11 protein-coding genes are annotated in these 14,531 nt (G+C 62.1%); 5 read left to right on the top strand and 6 right to left on the bottom strand.

The genetic code is table 11. The annotated features are described in order from the left end of the window. Positions 1-349 precede the first annotated feature (349 nt). Positions 350-796 carry a hemerythrin domain-containing protein gene (locus ACYQ6J_RS03445; protein WP_460182800.1) on the top strand — a complete coding sequence of 149 codons (447 nt, stop codon included), beginning with the start codon at positions 350-352 and terminating at the stop codon, positions 794-796. 42 nt (positions 797-838) lie between these two features. On the opposite strand, the gene ACYQ6J_RS03440 is transcribed toward ACYQ6J_RS03445, so the two are convergent. From ACYQ6J_RS03440 to ACYQ6J_RS03430, 3 genes are all read right to left on the bottom strand, one after another. After that, positions 839-1,903, bottom strand: a complete 1,065-nt coding sequence (locus ACYQ6J_RS03440) for a Gfo/Idh/MocA family protein (protein WP_460182799.1) — start codon at positions 1,901-1,903, stop codon at positions 839-841. 89 nt (positions 1,904-1,992) lie between these two features. After that, entirely contained in the window at positions 1,993-2,868 is an 876-nt protein-coding gene (gene lpxC / locus ACYQ6J_RS03435; protein WP_460183301.1) for a UDP-3-O-acyl-N-acetylglucosamine deacetylase, read from the bottom strand. A 130-nt stretch (positions 2,869-2,998) separates the two neighbouring features. After that, positions 2,999-3,691, bottom strand: a complete 693-nt coding sequence (locus ACYQ6J_RS03430) for an OmpH/Skp family outer membrane protein (RefSeq protein WP_460182798.1) — start codon at positions 3,689-3,691, stop codon at positions 2,999-3,001. A gap of 538 nt (positions 3,692-4,229) precedes the next feature. Between ACYQ6J_RS03430 and ACYQ6J_RS03425 the strand changes: the two genes are divergently transcribed. Next, the gene (locus tag ACYQ6J_RS03425) at positions 4,230-6,125 is read left to right on the top strand and encodes an ASKHA domain-containing protein (protein ID WP_460182797.1); all 1,896 of its coding nucleotides are present in this window, start codon (positions 4,230-4,232) and stop codon (positions 6,123-6,125) included. 118 nt (positions 6,126-6,243) lie between these two features. Here ACYQ6J_RS03425 and ACYQ6J_RS03420 read toward each other — a convergent pair whose 3' ends face one another. Then, positions 6,244-6,576, bottom strand: coding sequence for a HesB/IscA family protein (locus tag ACYQ6J_RS03420; protein ID WP_460182796.1), 333 nt, complete (start codon positions 6,574-6,576; stop codon positions 6,244-6,246). A gap of 303 nt (positions 6,577-6,879) precedes the next feature. On the opposite strand from ACYQ6J_RS03420, the gene ACYQ6J_RS03415 reads away from it, so the two are divergent. From ACYQ6J_RS03415 to ACYQ6J_RS03405, 3 genes are all read left to right on the top strand, one after another. Further along, the gene (locus ACYQ6J_RS03415; protein WP_460182795.1) at positions 6,880-7,800 is read left to right on the top strand and encodes a thiamine-phosphate kinase; all 921 of its coding nucleotides are present in this window, start codon (positions 6,880-6,882) and stop codon (positions 7,798-7,800) included. Between the two features lie 26 nt (positions 7,801-7,826). Further along, positions 7,827-8,339 carry a tRNA (adenosine(37)-N6)-threonylcarbamoyltransferase complex ATPase subunit type 1 TsaE gene (gene tsaE / locus ACYQ6J_RS03410; RefSeq protein WP_460182794.1) on the top strand — a complete coding sequence of 171 codons (513 nt, stop codon included), beginning with the start codon at positions 7,827-7,829 and terminating at the stop codon, positions 8,337-8,339. Positions 8,340-8,850: 511 nt separating this feature from the next. Then, entirely contained in the window at positions 8,851-9,387 is a 537-nt protein-coding gene (locus tag ACYQ6J_RS03405) for a BON domain-containing protein (RefSeq protein WP_460182793.1), read from the top strand. On the opposite strand, the gene ACYQ6J_RS03400 is transcribed toward ACYQ6J_RS03405, so the two are convergent. Together ACYQ6J_RS03400 and ACYQ6J_RS03395 are read right to left on the bottom strand one after the other, a co-directional pair. Next, on the bottom strand, positions 9,388-10,404 hold the full coding sequence (locus ACYQ6J_RS03400) for a hypothetical protein (protein ID WP_460182792.1): 1,017 nt from the start codon (positions 10,402-10,404) through the stop codon (positions 9,388-9,390). A gap of 80 nt (positions 10,405-10,484) precedes the next feature. Beyond that, the gene (locus ACYQ6J_RS03395; RefSeq protein ID WP_460182791.1) at positions 10,485-14,351 is read right to left on the bottom strand and encodes a secretin N-terminal domain-containing protein; all 3,867 of its coding nucleotides are present in this window, start codon (positions 14,349-14,351) and stop codon (positions 10,485-10,487) included. Positions 14,352-14,531 lie beyond the last annotated feature (180 nt).

Raw genomic sequence — 14,531 nt, 5'->3', positions numbered from 1 at the left:
CTACGGGAAGTAGTTAGTATATCCTTTTTACCGCATCCAGCAATCATCGGTTATTCCGAGAAAATTTCTCACGTTGTCTAGATGTCACGGTTTCCCAAGCTCGCGGCTTTCGGCGTACACCAGGGACGAAAACTGCGAGCGTCCAGGAACCGACGCGCCGGGTTTATTTTCGACGGTGGAATCCTCTACAATGACAGGTGAGGTCTTACCAATTTGATGGGAGGCGTGCGCCCGCCTTTTGTAGGCAATGGACGGCGTCGTTGATGAGACGAAATCTGGGTAGACCGTGGGTGCGGGGAATACGTGCCCTTTCTTTTCCGGGAGTGGTGAGTATGCGAGGGGAATCGTCATGGTGAATCCGTACGATCGCGTGGATACGGAACGTTTCTTTGAAGAGCACGAGCGCATCGAAGCCCTTTTGGAGGAACTGGAGACGGCGCTTGCCAAGCGAGATCGACCGCCGAAGGAAGTGATTCGATTGTTGTCGGAGTTGCCCGTGCATTTGGAGGCGCACTTCTCCTTCGAAGAGGCCGGGCGATTTTTCGACGAAGGAATGTTGCGAGCTCCGCATCTGCAACCCAAGGCCGACAAGATTCTTGCCGAGCATACCCCGCTGGTGGACGCTGCGAAATCGCTTGCGGCGACCGCGAGCGAGGATGATCAGACCGTGCCCGAGTGGTGGGAGCGCGTCCACAGCGGTTTTGCGGCCTTGAAGAACGACTTGAGTCGGCACGAGCACGCCGAGAACGACTTGGTGCAAGAGGCTTACATTCGAGACCTCGGGGCCCGGGATTAGGTTCCGCATCGTGCGCCGCCGCTGCGGTGGGGCGGACCTCCGCTATGCCGCCTCGGAATGGCGACTCGGAACGCCAATCGGACCTATGACCGGGATGTGCGCGGGCCGAATCACCTCGCCGGTGGCGATGGCTTGACGGATCGCTTCGGCAACTTGAAGGGCGGCCAAACCCGCTGCGCCGTCCACGAGAGGACGCCGTCGCGTGCGGACGCACTCCACGAAGTCCGCGACCTCGGCCGCTAGGGCGTCCAGCTTTTCGCACGCGATGGTCTCTTCCGGCAGGTATGTCTCGTGGAATTGCGGTTGAATTCTCCGCAACTCCGCCGGCGCAAGCTCGGCGGCCCGGAATCGACCGGCTTGGATCTCGGGATGAACGCGGGTCAGCGACACCCTGCCTGCGGCGAAATCGACCTCGGTGATCACGCTGCGCGACCAGATTTTCATCTCCCGCCGGGGTTTTCGCGAGATACGCGAAGCCTGCACGATCGCGGTGCACCCGTTGTCGAACTCGACGCGGGCCTCGGCTACGTCCTCTTCCCCACCCAATAGTGCGCGACCGGAGGCCGTGACCGCGGTCGGAAAGCTTTTGGTAAGACTCAGAATCAGGTCCAGGTCATGGATCATCAGGTCCAAGACCACGCCGACGTCGAGCGACCTGCCCGTGAACGGGCCGCAACGGACGGCTTCGATCAGCCACGGACTGTTCACGCTCTGCTGGGCGACCGTGAAGGCGGGATTGAATCGTTCGATGTGCCCCACTTGAAGGATGCGGCCCGCGGCTTTGGCCAGGGCGACCATCTGCCGGGCTTCGGCCGTCGACGAAGCGATCGGCTTTTCCACGAGGACGTCCACACCCTCCGCCAGCAAGGAAAGGACGATTGGGCCGTGGAGTGTGGTCGGTGCGGCGACAACCGCGGCGTGCACGGCAATTGGTAACTCACCGGGATCGGCGAAGACCGGAAAGCCCTCCCGGTTCAGCTCCTCGCGTCTTTCGGCCGAGGGTTCCACGATACCGACCAAGCTTACGTCGGCGCGGGCCGCCAACTTAGCGGCATGGAATCGTCCCAGTCTACCGCCGCCAACAACGATGACGCGTAACCGTTCCACGAAAGCAACCTCACGGTCTGATGGGGTGAGCCGAGGGGGATCGCAGGATTCTCCCGTCGGCGGTTCGGGCGTTGATGCCCTGCGGTCGTTCATGCGCAACGACGCACGCGCTGGATTTCCGCGGCGGTTTGAAGGAGTACGGTACCCAGTCGGGCATTAAGCCGGTGCCCGCCCCGATAGGCGCAAAACCGGCCGATCAGGTCGCAACCGCATAACGTCAAATCCCCGACCATATCGAGCAATTTGTGGCGAACGCACTCGTCGGGAAATCGGAGTTGATTGTCGATCGGGCCGTGCTCACTGAAAACCAACAGGTCTTTCGGAGTGGTGCGTCGGCCCAAGCCCATGGCCAGCAGTTGATCGGCTTCCGACTTGAGCATGAAGGTGCGGCAGGGGGCCAATTCCTTGCAGAAAGATTCCGGCGTTAAGAGCAGGCCGAAGCTCTGTCTTCCGATCGGCCCGCCCGGGCCGTAGTCCAAGAGGTAACGGACAAAAAGCTCGCCGCCGGTGCCGGGCCTAGCCTCGAACCATGCCGCATCTTCGTCGATCCGAACCACGGTGGAGACTTTGCGCGTCATTCGGGGTGCGGATTGTTCGACGATTCCGGCCCGCAGCAAGGCCTGCACGAAGGGCAGGCTTGAGCCGTCGCAACCGGGCATCTCGGCTGCCGTAACGCGGACCTCGCAGTTATCGATTCGCAGGCCGCCCAGCGCCGCCATGACGTGTTCCACCATCTCCACGCGAGCGCCGTCGAGTTCTAAGGTGCTTCGCCGCGGTTGTTCGATGCGGTATTCCAACCGGGCCGGAATTCGCGGTTGGTGAGGGAGGTCCTCCCGCACGAACACGATCCCCGTGTCGACGGGGGCGGGGCGGAATTCCACCCGCACATCTTGACCGCTCCAATAACCGAATCCTTCCACGGCGGCGGGAGCGGAGATCGTCTGTTGGTTGCGTTGGGAAAACATCAAGCGCTGCCATCCAATGCAAGGAAATCAGGTTCTCGCAGGCGGGAGGTTCCGAATCCGCGCCGGAGGGTTGCAAATCTTTCGCGGCGAAACCTCCCTTCGCCTGTCTTTTCCATCCGCCAAAGGCCGCTCAGCGAAGTCCGGTTGAGCCGGGGCGCACGTAACCGGCACCGGGGGCCACTCCGCCGGTTGTTGCCGGGGCGGTCGCCGTTTGAACCCTCGCGTTGAGCCGCTGCAAGATGATAGGAGTGATATCCAGTTCCGCGCCCTGGTATACGATCCAACGATTGATCGTACGGAGCACGTCTTCGGGATTGTTGGGGTCCGGCTCGGTGCCGTTGAACCGAAACACCATCGTGATCCCGTTGGCGGCGGCGAAGTACTGGATTTCGCCCACGATCTCTTGGTACGTGGAATACACCACCTTGGCTTCGCGGAGCATCAGGTCTTTTCGCTTCTTGAGGACGTCGGCCTCGAACTCCTTTTGACGTCGCAGCAGCGTGTCGTCGATCTGAGAGTACGTCGGCGTACCAGGCTGGTGGTCCTTGAGTTGCTCGGCCAGGGCCTTCAAGGAGGCCTGCTCTTGTTGAGCCCATTGCTCGGCCGCCGTCGCCTCGGCGCGGATCGCCTCCATTTGCTGCTTGTGTCGGGCGTGATTCTTGAAAATGTAGTCGATGTCCACCACGGCTACATTGCGCACCATGGGAACGGTGCGGGTTTGCGGGGCCGGCACGCCGGGCTGCTGTGCTCCCAGCGTCCACATGGTGGCCAGCGAGATACCGACGACGAGGATTCCGACTCCCATCCATTTGGTCTTGGACACTTTTTCCCTCCTTGGAAAAAGGCTTGCAAGGAACGTCTCGGCGGGAAGGAACGCTTTGAGGCTCGGGACGCGGCATCCTTTCCGGCGTCCAGCCGCGGGTTTCGGCTTCGAAAGCGACCGCCATGCGATTCCGAAGGCCGTCCGAGAACGCGCACCCGCCGTGCTCGTCTCGGCCGGTGTATTCTGCCGACTGAAAGCGGTTGCGTAAAGGCCAGAATCCGCGAAACCGCGAGCGAAAGGCCAAAATCGCGAGATCCGTTGAAGTTCCCTAGTCGAGTGAAATTGCCCGATTTGCCGGCGACCGCCGCGCTGTGGCAAGGGTATTCGGCGTCTGTGATGGGATCGCCTTCCCGACGGGTAGCCGGAATCGGCGGTTTCTTGAACCCCTAGCCGAGGACATTTTCCTTCGTGAGAATCAGGGAACGTTTCTATTCGCGGCTAGCATTGAAACAAGCATATTGATTGACCGGCCTGCGGGCCTGCCTTACCATGCCGGAATAGCGTTCGCCATCGACGGGGCAACAAATGAGGTCGCGGTATGCCTGTGCGGAATCCCGTCCCCTTACGCGTGCTGCCCTTGGAACGTGAACTGTCGGTGGCACCCGGCAGCCGTTTTCTCGATGCGGCCCTGGATGCCGGAATCCATTTGGATTTGCCCTGTGGGGGAGAGGGCGTTTGCGGCAAGTGCCGGGTCATCGTCGCCGAAGGAGCGCCGCCGCCGAATGACGTGGAACGGGATAACCTGTCGGCGGAGGAGTTGAGCCGGGGGGTGCGTCTAGCCTGCCAAATGATAATCTGCGTTCCTACGGTGGTCGAGATTCCCGCGGATTCGCTCCTCAAATCGACGCACCAGATCCTTACCGCCGTCGTGGATTCTTCGCGGTTCGAGGGACGGTCGCCGGTTCGCAAGTTCTTTGGCTCCGTGCGTCCGCCGTGTGCGAGCGGCCGAACCGGCGAAGGGGGAGGGGCCTCGGCGGAACTGAGCTGCGCGGAGAAGTTGGCGGGCGCGGAGATTCAACGATTGGCGGATGCCGGACGTTTGCTCGGTGAAATCCGTGCCGTGGGTGACGAGGCGACCGCCGTGGTGGTGGAGGATCGTCTGGTCGCGATCGAGCCGGGCGACACGCGCGGCGCGACTTTCGGAGCGGCCTTCGATTTGGGGACCACGACGCTGGTCGCCTCCTTGGTCGATCTGAACGGCGGCGACGAATTCGCGGTGGCGGCACGGATCAACCCCCAAATCCAATTCGGCGAGGATGTGGTGTCGCGCATCCAAGCCGCCGTGGAGCGAGAGGACGGCTTGCGGCGCTTGCAGGGAGTGTTGAGGGACTCGCTCAACGAAATGCTGCGCGAATTCGCGGAGAAAAAGAACATTCCGCGTGATCGCATCTACGCCGCCGCCGTCAGCGGCAACACCACGATGCAGCATTTGTTTTGCGGATTGGATCCCGCGGCGCTCGGGCGATACCCATTCATGCCCGTGGTACGGCACGGATTGTCCGTGGACGCCGCCGAAGTGGGGCTGGAGATTCATCCGGCAGGTCGGGTTTACGTCATGCCGGTGATCGGGGGGTTCGTGGGCGGGGATACGGCGGGCGGCATATTATCCTCGGGAATGCTTGCGGGCGAGTCGCCTGCGGTCCTCGTCGATATCGGCACCAACGGCGAGATCGTTTTGTTTGCCGGGGGCCGCCTGCGAGCGGCGGCGACTGCGGCGGGTCCGGCGTTCGAAGGGGCCAGGATTCTCCACGGCATGAGAGCGGCTCAAGGGGCGATCGAGCGGGTTATTTGGAACCCCGTAACACGGGACATAGAATTCCAAGTCATCGGCGGCGGCATTCCGTCCGGCCTGTGCGGGTCTGCCCTCATCGATCTCTTGGCCGTTCTGCTGGACACCGGTGTTCTGCGTTCCGACGGTCGCTTGTCGGGCGACTCCGGTCCTCGCGACGACGTTTCCGCCGCGTTTTTGCAGCGGATCACATCGGTCGACGGGCAACCCGCCTTCGTGGTCAGTTGGGATTCTCAACGCGGTCGGGGCGTGCCGATCGTTCTCACGCAGAGGGATATTCGACAACTGCAATTGGCGTCGGGGGCGATTCGGGCGGGAATTACCATCTTGCTCAAGCAGGCCGGAATCAGGGGTGATGAGTTGCGGGCCGTATATGTGGCGGGAGGGTTCGGGAATTACATCCGCCGACGGAATGCCCAGCGGATCGGGTTGTTTCCCGCCGACATCCCCAGGGACCGAATTCTATACCGCGGTAATACCTCGCTTCTGGGGGCGAGGATGACGCTGTTGTCGCTCGACGCGCGGGAAGAGGTGGAGTCCATCGCCGCGCGGACGGAGCACGTCGATCTGTCGCTGGATCCCGACTTTCGTTGGGCATTCGCCGAAGCGATGATCTTTCCCCAAGCTCAGCCTGCTGCTCGATGAGGTGGCGGTTCGGCGCAGAACAAAGCCGCTCCCGATCGGCAATCGCGGCGACCGAGAGCGGCGCAATGCGGACGGCTTTTCGATCCGCGAAGAGGGCGGCGGGGGGCGAGAGGGCCGGTCAGTGTCCCCCGCAACCCGGGCATCCGCCGCCGCGCGGATAGTTGGGGTTATTGATGACGAAACCGTTGCCCATTGGGCCGCTCATGAAATCGATGACGGTCCCGTCCAAGTGCAGGGCGTATTTCTTTCGCGTAACCAGGGGTACGCCGTCGCATTCATAACGGGCGTCCAGCTTGCTATCGTACTCCGTATCGAACCCCAGCGTGTACTGGAGGCCGGAGCAGCCCCCGCCGTTGATCCCCATCCGCAGGACGGTTCCGTCCTCGATGTTCTGCTGTTCGAAGATGCGTTTGATTTCCGAAGCTGCGGTGGGAGTTAAAGACACTGCCATGTTTTCGGAACCTCCGTCATGTCCTTTGGGTGAAACTCGGCGAGAAACGTACTCATTCATCAACTGTTCGGCGATGCCGGGATAGGGAACTACCGACCCGCCGGCTTTGCGCCTCGGTCAACTGTTATCGTACGCAAGGGGCGGTTCGCGGCCAAGTCTCGGTCGCAACGTCGGCGAAGAGACAGTTCGTCTTTCTTCGGCGGTGACAGTGGCACGGTATAGCCGGAAGCTCCCTTTGCTGCGACAATAAGAGGGAGCGTGGCGAGATGTCCTCGGGAACGTGTCCGGTCGGACTGGAAAACCATGGAATTCGAGCTGATCGAGCGATTTCGTCAGCGGACTCCCGTTTACCCTTGCGTGCGTCTGGGGATCGGGGACGACGCCGCCATTTTGGACCTGGCCGGACAGCACGGCGTCGTGACGGTGGACGTCTTGATGGACGGCGTGGACTTCCTTTTGTCGGAGATTCCGGCGGAAAAGGCGGGACGCAAGGCCCTGGCCGTCAATTTGAGCGACCTGGCCGCGATGGCTGCTTCTCCGAAGGCTTGTCTGGTCGGCATGGTTTTGCCGCGCAAGGGAGGGGAAAAGATCGCAGAGAAGGTCTATGAGGGTATTCTAGGGCTTGCCAGGGAATACCAGGTCGGCGTCGCGGGCGGGGATACGAACAGTTGGGACGGTCCCTTGGTTCTCAGCGTCACGGCGATCGGAACGCCTCCGCCGTTTGGAGGGATTCGACGCCGCGGAGCGCAACCCGGCGACCGCATCATCGTGACCGGCGAGTTCGGCGGTTCCATCCTTGGGAAGCACTTGGATTTCGAACCGCGGGTGTGGGAGGCCATCTATCTGTACCGGGCCTACGAAATCCACGCTGGCATCGACGTCAGCGACGGTCTTGCCGCGGATTTGGGGCACATCTTGGTGGAAAGCCATTGCGGGGCGGTGATTCGCTCCGAGAAGGTCCCCATATCGAAGGCGGCCCAGGACCTGGCCAAGACGTCACGCAAAGGAGGCAAGGCCCTGGATCGCGCGCTGCACGACGGTGAGGATTTCGAATTGATCCTTGCCGTACCCCCGGCAGAGGCGGAGCGGATGCTGCAAGATCAACCCCTCTCCGTGCCGCTCACGGACATCGGTGAATTCGTTGCGGAACAGGGCCTTTGGTTGCAGACCGGTGAGAAGCGAACCGTCTTGGAACCGAAAGGCTTCGTTCACTTGTTGCAGTAAGAAGACTGCCATCTTGAGGACTGCTTATGGCGAAGGTTGCGGAAGACTCTCGCGAACGATCCGTTGCGGCGGAGGCGGTGATCGCGTCTCACAGCGAGGATGACACGCGAAGACTGGGGCGAGAATTGGCGAGGCTGCTGCCGGATCCGGCACTGGTCGGCCTGGTGGGCACACTAGGCTCAGGCAAGACAAGGCTGGTGCAAGGCCTGGCCGAGGGATGCGGTTACGACCCGCGAGCGGTCACCAGTCCGACGTTCGTTTTGATCCAAGAGTACCCGGGTCGGCGGCGGCTGTATCATTTTGATACCTATCGGTTGAAAGATGTGACTGAGTTTGTCGATTTGGGGCCGGAGGAGTATTTCGCTAGATCGGGGATTTGCGCGATCGAATGGGCCGATCGGGTGTTGGATTTTCTGCCTGCCGAAAGGCTCGATGTTTTTTTGGAGATAGCTGCCGAGACGAGTCGCAACATTCGGCTCGTTGCTCGACATCCTCAATATGCCGTCTGCGTAGAGGCGTTACGTCAGCTCTACGGTTGACTGAACAAGCTTTGCGAGGTGACCATTTCGTGGGGCAAGCTGGAAATGGCGATCCGTCTTGGGTGGCTAACTTGGATAGGAATGCCGCCCCGCCGGGAACCGTTCAGCGCGGTGGGGGGGCGTCTCCGATACTATTCTAGTGGGGGATGGTCGTTGCTTCGTGTTGGAGCGTGACGGAACCCTTGGGCCCGACGAGTGTTTAGCATTTGGGGGTGGTTCCTATCGGTAGCTGTCCCCACGCGGCTCTTCCCGGCCGCCCCGGTTGTCAAGGGAGTCGATTGCCATGCGATGGTGCGATAGGGTTCGAAGGACGCTGGTGCCCGGTCTTGCGCTGGCTGCGGCGTGGGTAGTCCTTTCGGCTGAGTTCGGGCTCGCTCAGCTTAGCAGCAATCTTAGCGGGTTCAGCTCAGGACTCGGCGGTCAAAGTAGCTCGCGGTCGTCCAGTCTTGGCGGTCTGTCCGCGACTTCCGGAGTCGGCTCAACGTCGGGCCAATTCATGGACCTGGGCAACGTGAATACGGCTTCCCAGATGTTGGGCACGACCAGCAATCAGGGGTTCGTAGGTGCGGATAGCAGCGACATCAGCAACGTCATGAGCATGTTGCAAGGGACTTCCGGGCGGACCGGAACGCGGAGCAATACCGGCGGTCTTTCATCGTTCGGACTCAACACGCGGGGATTGAGCGGGCTGACGGGCAGTCGCAACCGCACCACAAACCGCGGCCTGACTTCGCGATCCCGATCGGGGCGGAATCAGCAAGACCCCATCCGCAGCGCTTTGAAGGTTGGGTTCGACGTGCCGCAATTGGAAACCGGCAGCGGTGATCAGGCCGCGACGGTGAGTGCGGCCGCCGCAAAGAGTTTCGCCTCCGCGGCATCGCGAATGCCCGGCGCAGCGGTGGAGATCAGCGTCCAAGGTCGAACCGCGGTGCTCCAAGGGACTGTCCCATCCGACCGGGATCGATTGGTGGCGGAGCGGCTAGCCCTGTTGGAACCGGGTATTGAGCGGGTCGAAAATCGTTTGACGGTCGCTGCACCGTCTCCATGATCATTTGCCCCGGTGTGGGCGGTGTCGTAAAGCCTCCGGCCGGGTTCTCCCATTCCCGCATCGAGGGGGGGGTTGGTGCGGCGCCTCCGACGCAGACTCCATCGAGATAAGGGCGTTCGCCCCGAAGTCGGCGTTCCGGACGCCAAGCGAGTAATTCTCTTTAGAACGGGTGGCGTCGGATGCTGCGGTACTCGTGCGAGGCGGGCTTGCAGGACCGGGTTCCGTAACTTGCCCCAACGGTGCACGGCTTCCCAGATTCAGCGTCATAGTCTGCATGCGGCGCCGCGGACCGGCATCGGTTCCGGATCGGCTACGACTTAGAGAGGAAGTCGCGTCGGACCCGTTGAGAGTTCCGCCGTGGAAGGGGTTGACGTCCGCATAGGAGGCTTGCTGAATATGATTGCGCCCCGCCGAGTCTTTCGACGTGAACCCCGCCGCGGTACGCACACCGGCATAGGTGTCGGGCGAGTGGGTCTTGGGGGACGCCAGGTCGGGGTTGGCCAAGCCGGGGAGAAAGACTCGGGCTTGTTCACTGATGACCGACCCTCCCGATTCCGGAATTAGTCGCACCATCAGGCTGAGTCGTTGCGGTTCCGGGCTGAATTGATCCCACGGGACGAGCACACTGTAGGACGGGCCCATATTCGATTCGGATTCCATCTGCGCCAATTGCTCGGCGGTGAAGACGAATTTGCGGACGGGCTTAAGGTTCTCGGGTGGCGGGAGATCGTCGTTGAAGGCATAGACCACCAGGGTGCCCCTGGCGCGAATGGAGCGCGTGAGGTCACGGGAGTAGAACAGGATGCGTCCTCCGAAACCGCGGTACGGCGGTCCGCCGGTCCTCTCCAGCACGGCATCCGTCCAAAAGGCGACCACCGAAGCCGGCGGTCCCTCAGGCTCTTGTTGCCAGGGGATGTTGCGTCGCAAGTCGAAGCGGGCGCAACCCGGTAAGAGCACGAGCAATAGCGCCGTTGCCTGGATTGTTCGCATGGGGTATCGGCTGCCTTCGGCCCGCATGATACTTCTCCCTTTCGTTTCCGATGATTGCTTAGGGCACGGTCTCCGGTTCGAATCTCAACCCGGTCGGACTCACAGGCTTACCGGTTTGGTGCCGGGCCCGCCGATCCGGGAGAGGGAACGGGAGCGGGTGGAAACGATTGCGGAGAGACGAACGCGGGCGTCTCATCTTCGAATACGACCGTGCTGGAACCCGAGGGAGCTTGGAACGACGCCGCCCCGTTGGCCGAGGGCGCATTGGCACCGCCGAGGGGAGGGTTCGGCACGGAACCGGGCATCAAACGAGACGATCCCGGTGCGGTTTCCGGTTGGAAGGGCGTCGGATTCCGCGGCGTGGTTGCCGGAGCTTGGGGGCTGGGGATGGGTACTAATTCCGGCGGGACTTCGCCCGGGTTGGCCGGAAGATACATCTCTTGGGGCGATCCCGGAACGGCGGCGGGAGTGGGTGCCGGCGTGGGAACGCTGGAGACCGAGGCGACGATGTCCGGTTCGAATGCCGCCACGTCGGCAAGGCACCAGTGCATGCGGGCGGCTTCGATTTGACGGATGCGCTCCACGTCGCTCTCCGAACGGACCACGTGCGGCGTCAGCACGATCAGAAGCTCCGTGCGGATGCAATCCTCCGCATCGTAGCGGAACAGGTGCTTCAGGATCGGGAAGTCGCTCAAGCCGGGGATCCGGCGTTTGGTTTGGCTAACGCTTTTCGTGATCAGCCCGCCGAGGATGATCGTCTGGCCGTCCGCGGCGCTGACCGTGGTCTGGGCACGGGTCGTGTTGATTCGCGGCGAACGAATGATCTGGCCGGACGCCGAAACGGAGATCGGAATGCCCTCCGACTCGGGGCCGACGTCGGACTTTTCGGCGTTGATTTCCAAAACGACCTGGCCGTCCGGGCTGATCCGCGGTCGAACCAAGAGAATGAGGCCGGTATCGGTAAAGCTGACGCTGTTGACCTGCGTATTTTGCGTGACCGAGGTTCCGGTAATGGTGGGGACTCGCTGACCGACCTGGATGAAAGCGGCCTGATTGTCGAGGGCCATCACTTGCGGACGACTGAGGACGTCCAACCGGCGATTCTGTTGCAAGGCGCGGATCAGCACGCTGACTGCTTCGCTGGAGGCCGAAAGGACCATGCCTCCAAAGCCCAGCGTGGAGTTGCCGCGGCCTACGCCGAAATTGGAGATTGCCTGCGCACCCACGATGTCGGGTCCGGGGGCGGTGGTGTTGTTGCCCAGCGGTCCGGTGGAGTTGAACAGGAATCCCGGCACTCCCGCCACGCTTCGATTGAAGAGCACGGAGTCCTGAATGCCCAATTCGATGCCGAACTCATCGTTGTCGGTCAACTGCACCTCGCCGATGAGGACTTGAATCAGCACCATGGGAGGGCGCTCGTCCAGGTCCTCCACGATTCCGACGATCTCATCGAAATACTGGGGCGTCGCGCTGACGATCAGGCTGTTGCTGACCGGTTCGGGGACCACGACGACCTCTTTGCTGACGAACTCGAACGTGCTCAAGATATCCGGATTCAACTGCCGCACTTGCCGTTCATTGGTCAAATAGTTGTTGATGGCCGTGGCGACGTCGTTGGCGGGAGCATTCTTGAGGCGGAAGACGCGCGTGGTTCGCTCCTGAATCTCCGATTCGTCGAGACGGAGCAGAATGGCTTCGACCACGGTCAAATCGCCCGCCGAACCGGTGGCGATGATGCTGTTGGTGCGAGGATCGACGGCGAAACGCAGGGGGATCAGGGAGCTTTCACCCTCTTGGGCGCCCGTGCGAAACGCCGGTTGCTGAGCGGCGGTTTGGGTCGTGAGTTGTCCGAACAGCGTTTGCAGCATGTCGGACAAAGTTTGCGCGTCACCGTGCACGATGGTGAAGACTTTGACTTGGGCCTCTGCGGAGGGGAGTCGGTCCAATTCCGTGACCAGGGCCTCCATGAGCGGCATGCTGTCCGCCGGGGCCGTGACGATCACGGCGTTGGCACGCGTGTCGGCCGTGATGCGGACATCCGTGAGGATGCCGGACTCCAGCAATTTGCGGCCTTCGGCGTCCAATGTCAGGAATCGCAGTCGTGTGGAGCGGGCTTCGTTCGCTTGCTGCCCTTGCCCCGCTCCGCCTCCCTGTGCCGTAGTCACCTGGCCGGTGGCGGTTTGCCGCAAGGCCCCCTGCGTACCGAATTGCCCGGCGATGGCCTGCTGGAGGACGCTCGCCAGTTCGGTGGCCAGGGAATTTTTCAGCGTGAACACTCGGATTTCATTGACGGCCTCTGCGGACGGGACATCCAATCGCTCGATCATCGCGGCGACCTCCTCCATGTCGCGCGGGGCGGCTTGAACCACCAGCGAGTTCGTGCGGAAGTCCGACGTGACCTGCACTTGCGTTCCCAAGCCCGATCGGTTTTGGTAGAAGGTTGTCAGTCGCTGCTCCATGGCCGTGGCGGAGGCGTGCCGAAGCGGGAATACGCGAAATTCCGTTTCCGGGGATACGGGCTTGTCCAGTTTCCAGATCAGATCGAGTACGGTGCGGACGCTCTCTTGACGACCGACTAGCAGGACCGCATTCGGTTTGACCAGCGGCGTCATGCTGACGGTCCCGCGGCGCGCGGCGAAAACCTGCTGATAGACCTGGCTCACGATGTCGATGAGCGATTGGCAATCCACGTGCTGAATGGGCACGACCCGGATTTCGGGTTCCGTTTCCGTGCTCAATTCCTCGATTTGTCGGATGATTTGCATGACGCGTTCCACGTCGCGGCGATTACCGCGGACGACGAGCACGTCAAGGCCCTCGAGGAATTCAATCTGCACCGGGCCGATCAGGCCGCCCTCGCCGGCAGCGCCGGTTCCCGGTTGACCCTCGTCGGCGGGCGGTTGTTGGCCGTCCTGTGCGGGTTGCGACGCTTCCGGTTGGGCCGCATTCGCGTCTTGCGATTCCGCCTCGGTTGTTTGAGCCAGGCGGAGTCGCGGACGATTCTCCGCCGCATCGGCTGCAGGTCCGGTCGGTTCTCCATTGGCCATGCGGACGGCGTCGGCGGCACGTCGCGCACTATCCTCCGGGATATTGCTCAAGGATGCCAAACGGGTCGTAACTCCCGGCGCGATTGCCGGTGCATCCAGGGCGGCGACTAGTTGGCGGAATGAGGGGATGGCCCAACTCGGCCCGACGACTCGCAACGTGTTGGCGGCGCGATTGACCTCGAATTGCAGGGTCTCCCCTGAACGGAGGGCAAGGCGGTATTGCGCGAGGGAACCGCCGGTCCCCGTGGCCGCCAACCGATTGCCGAGCATTAGTTGGAGTTGCGATTCCATCGCGGAGGCCGAAACGTTCCATAACCGGATTTCATCGGCCTGGGCGGGTTGCCCGGCGGAGGAGGTGGAGGTCGGTGCGGCGTTCGGGGGAGCCGCCTTGGGTGTGGGGACCTCCATCAGGAGGCGGGCGGCGGTCGCCTGAGCCTCCGGCGGTCCCACGACCAGAATCTGGGAAGTTCGTGCGTCCGTGACGATTTTGACGCGAGGATCGTTCGCAAACTTGGCCCGAAGGGCCGCTGCGGTGGACTCCAGCGCTTGGGGAGGCTGGGGGTAGGTCTTGAGTTCGGCAATCTGAGGCGCAGCATTGGCAGGAGTGGGAGTCGGCGGAGGGGGCAAGGCGGGGCGATCCAATGATCGCAGGGCATCCGTCGCCACTCGTTGCGCGGCATCGCCGCCGCCGATCAAAACGCGGTTGCCGGATTCGTCCGCGATGATTTCGCTCCCGGCGGGGAGAATCGCCCGCAATGCGGACTCCGCCTGGCGCGGCGTGACATGCTCGAGCCTGTACGCGCGGAAGGCGGCGTCGTCGCCCGCGGCACACGGCGTCGTCAAAGCGGCACACAGCAGGACGACGGCCTTCCAGCCGAGATGGGATCGGCGTGCTTGGTGCGATGTGGCAAAAGCATGTTGGATCATAGGGACGATCTCGCCTGAAAAACGAAGGTTTCCGGTCCGTCAAACAATCCTTGGTAGGAAAACTCCATGCCACACGCACAGCCCGCGCAAGCGGAAGAATCGGCAAACTTTGTCCATATCTCCAGAAAAACTTCGCAGGAGGATGGATGAGGGGTACAGACTGCCGATTGAGATCGCGAC

It is taken from the genome of Thermopirellula anaerolimosa, from assembly GCF_054657335.1.
This window is presented reverse-complemented; position numbering and strand designations above follow the sequence as displayed.

Bases quoted from the DNA above. Each gene is read 5' to 3' on its own strand.
- ACYQ6J_RS03420 (WP_460182796.1), bottom strand. From the start codon at position 6,576: ATGGCAGTGTCTTTAACTCCCACCGCAGCTTCGGAAATCAAACGCATC.
- ACYQ6J_RS03425 (WP_460182797.1), top strand. From the start codon at position 4,230: ATGCCTGTGCGGAATCCCGTCCCCTTACGCGTGCTGCCCTTGGAACGT.
- lpxC (WP_460183301.1), bottom strand. From the start codon at position 2,868: ATGTTTTCCCAACGCAACCAACAGACGATCTCCGCTCCCGCCGCCGTG.
- ACYQ6J_RS03400 (WP_460182792.1), bottom strand. From the start codon at position 10,404: ATGCGGGCCGAAGGCAGCCGATACCCCATGCGAACAATCCAGGCAACG.
- ACYQ6J_RS03395 (WP_460182791.1), bottom strand. From the start codon at position 14,351: ATGATCCAACATGCTTTTGCCACATCGCACCAAGCACGCCGATCCCAT.
- ACYQ6J_RS03445 (WP_460182800.1), top strand. From the start codon at position 350: ATGGTGAATCCGTACGATCGCGTGGATACGGAACGTTTCTTTGAAGAG.
- tsaE (WP_460182794.1), top strand. From the start codon at position 7,827: ATGGCGAAGGTTGCGGAAGACTCTCGCGAACGATCCGTTGCGGCGGAG.
- ACYQ6J_RS03415 (WP_460182795.1), top strand. From the start codon at position 6,880: ATGGAATTCGAGCTGATCGAGCGATTTCGTCAGCGGACTCCCGTTTAC.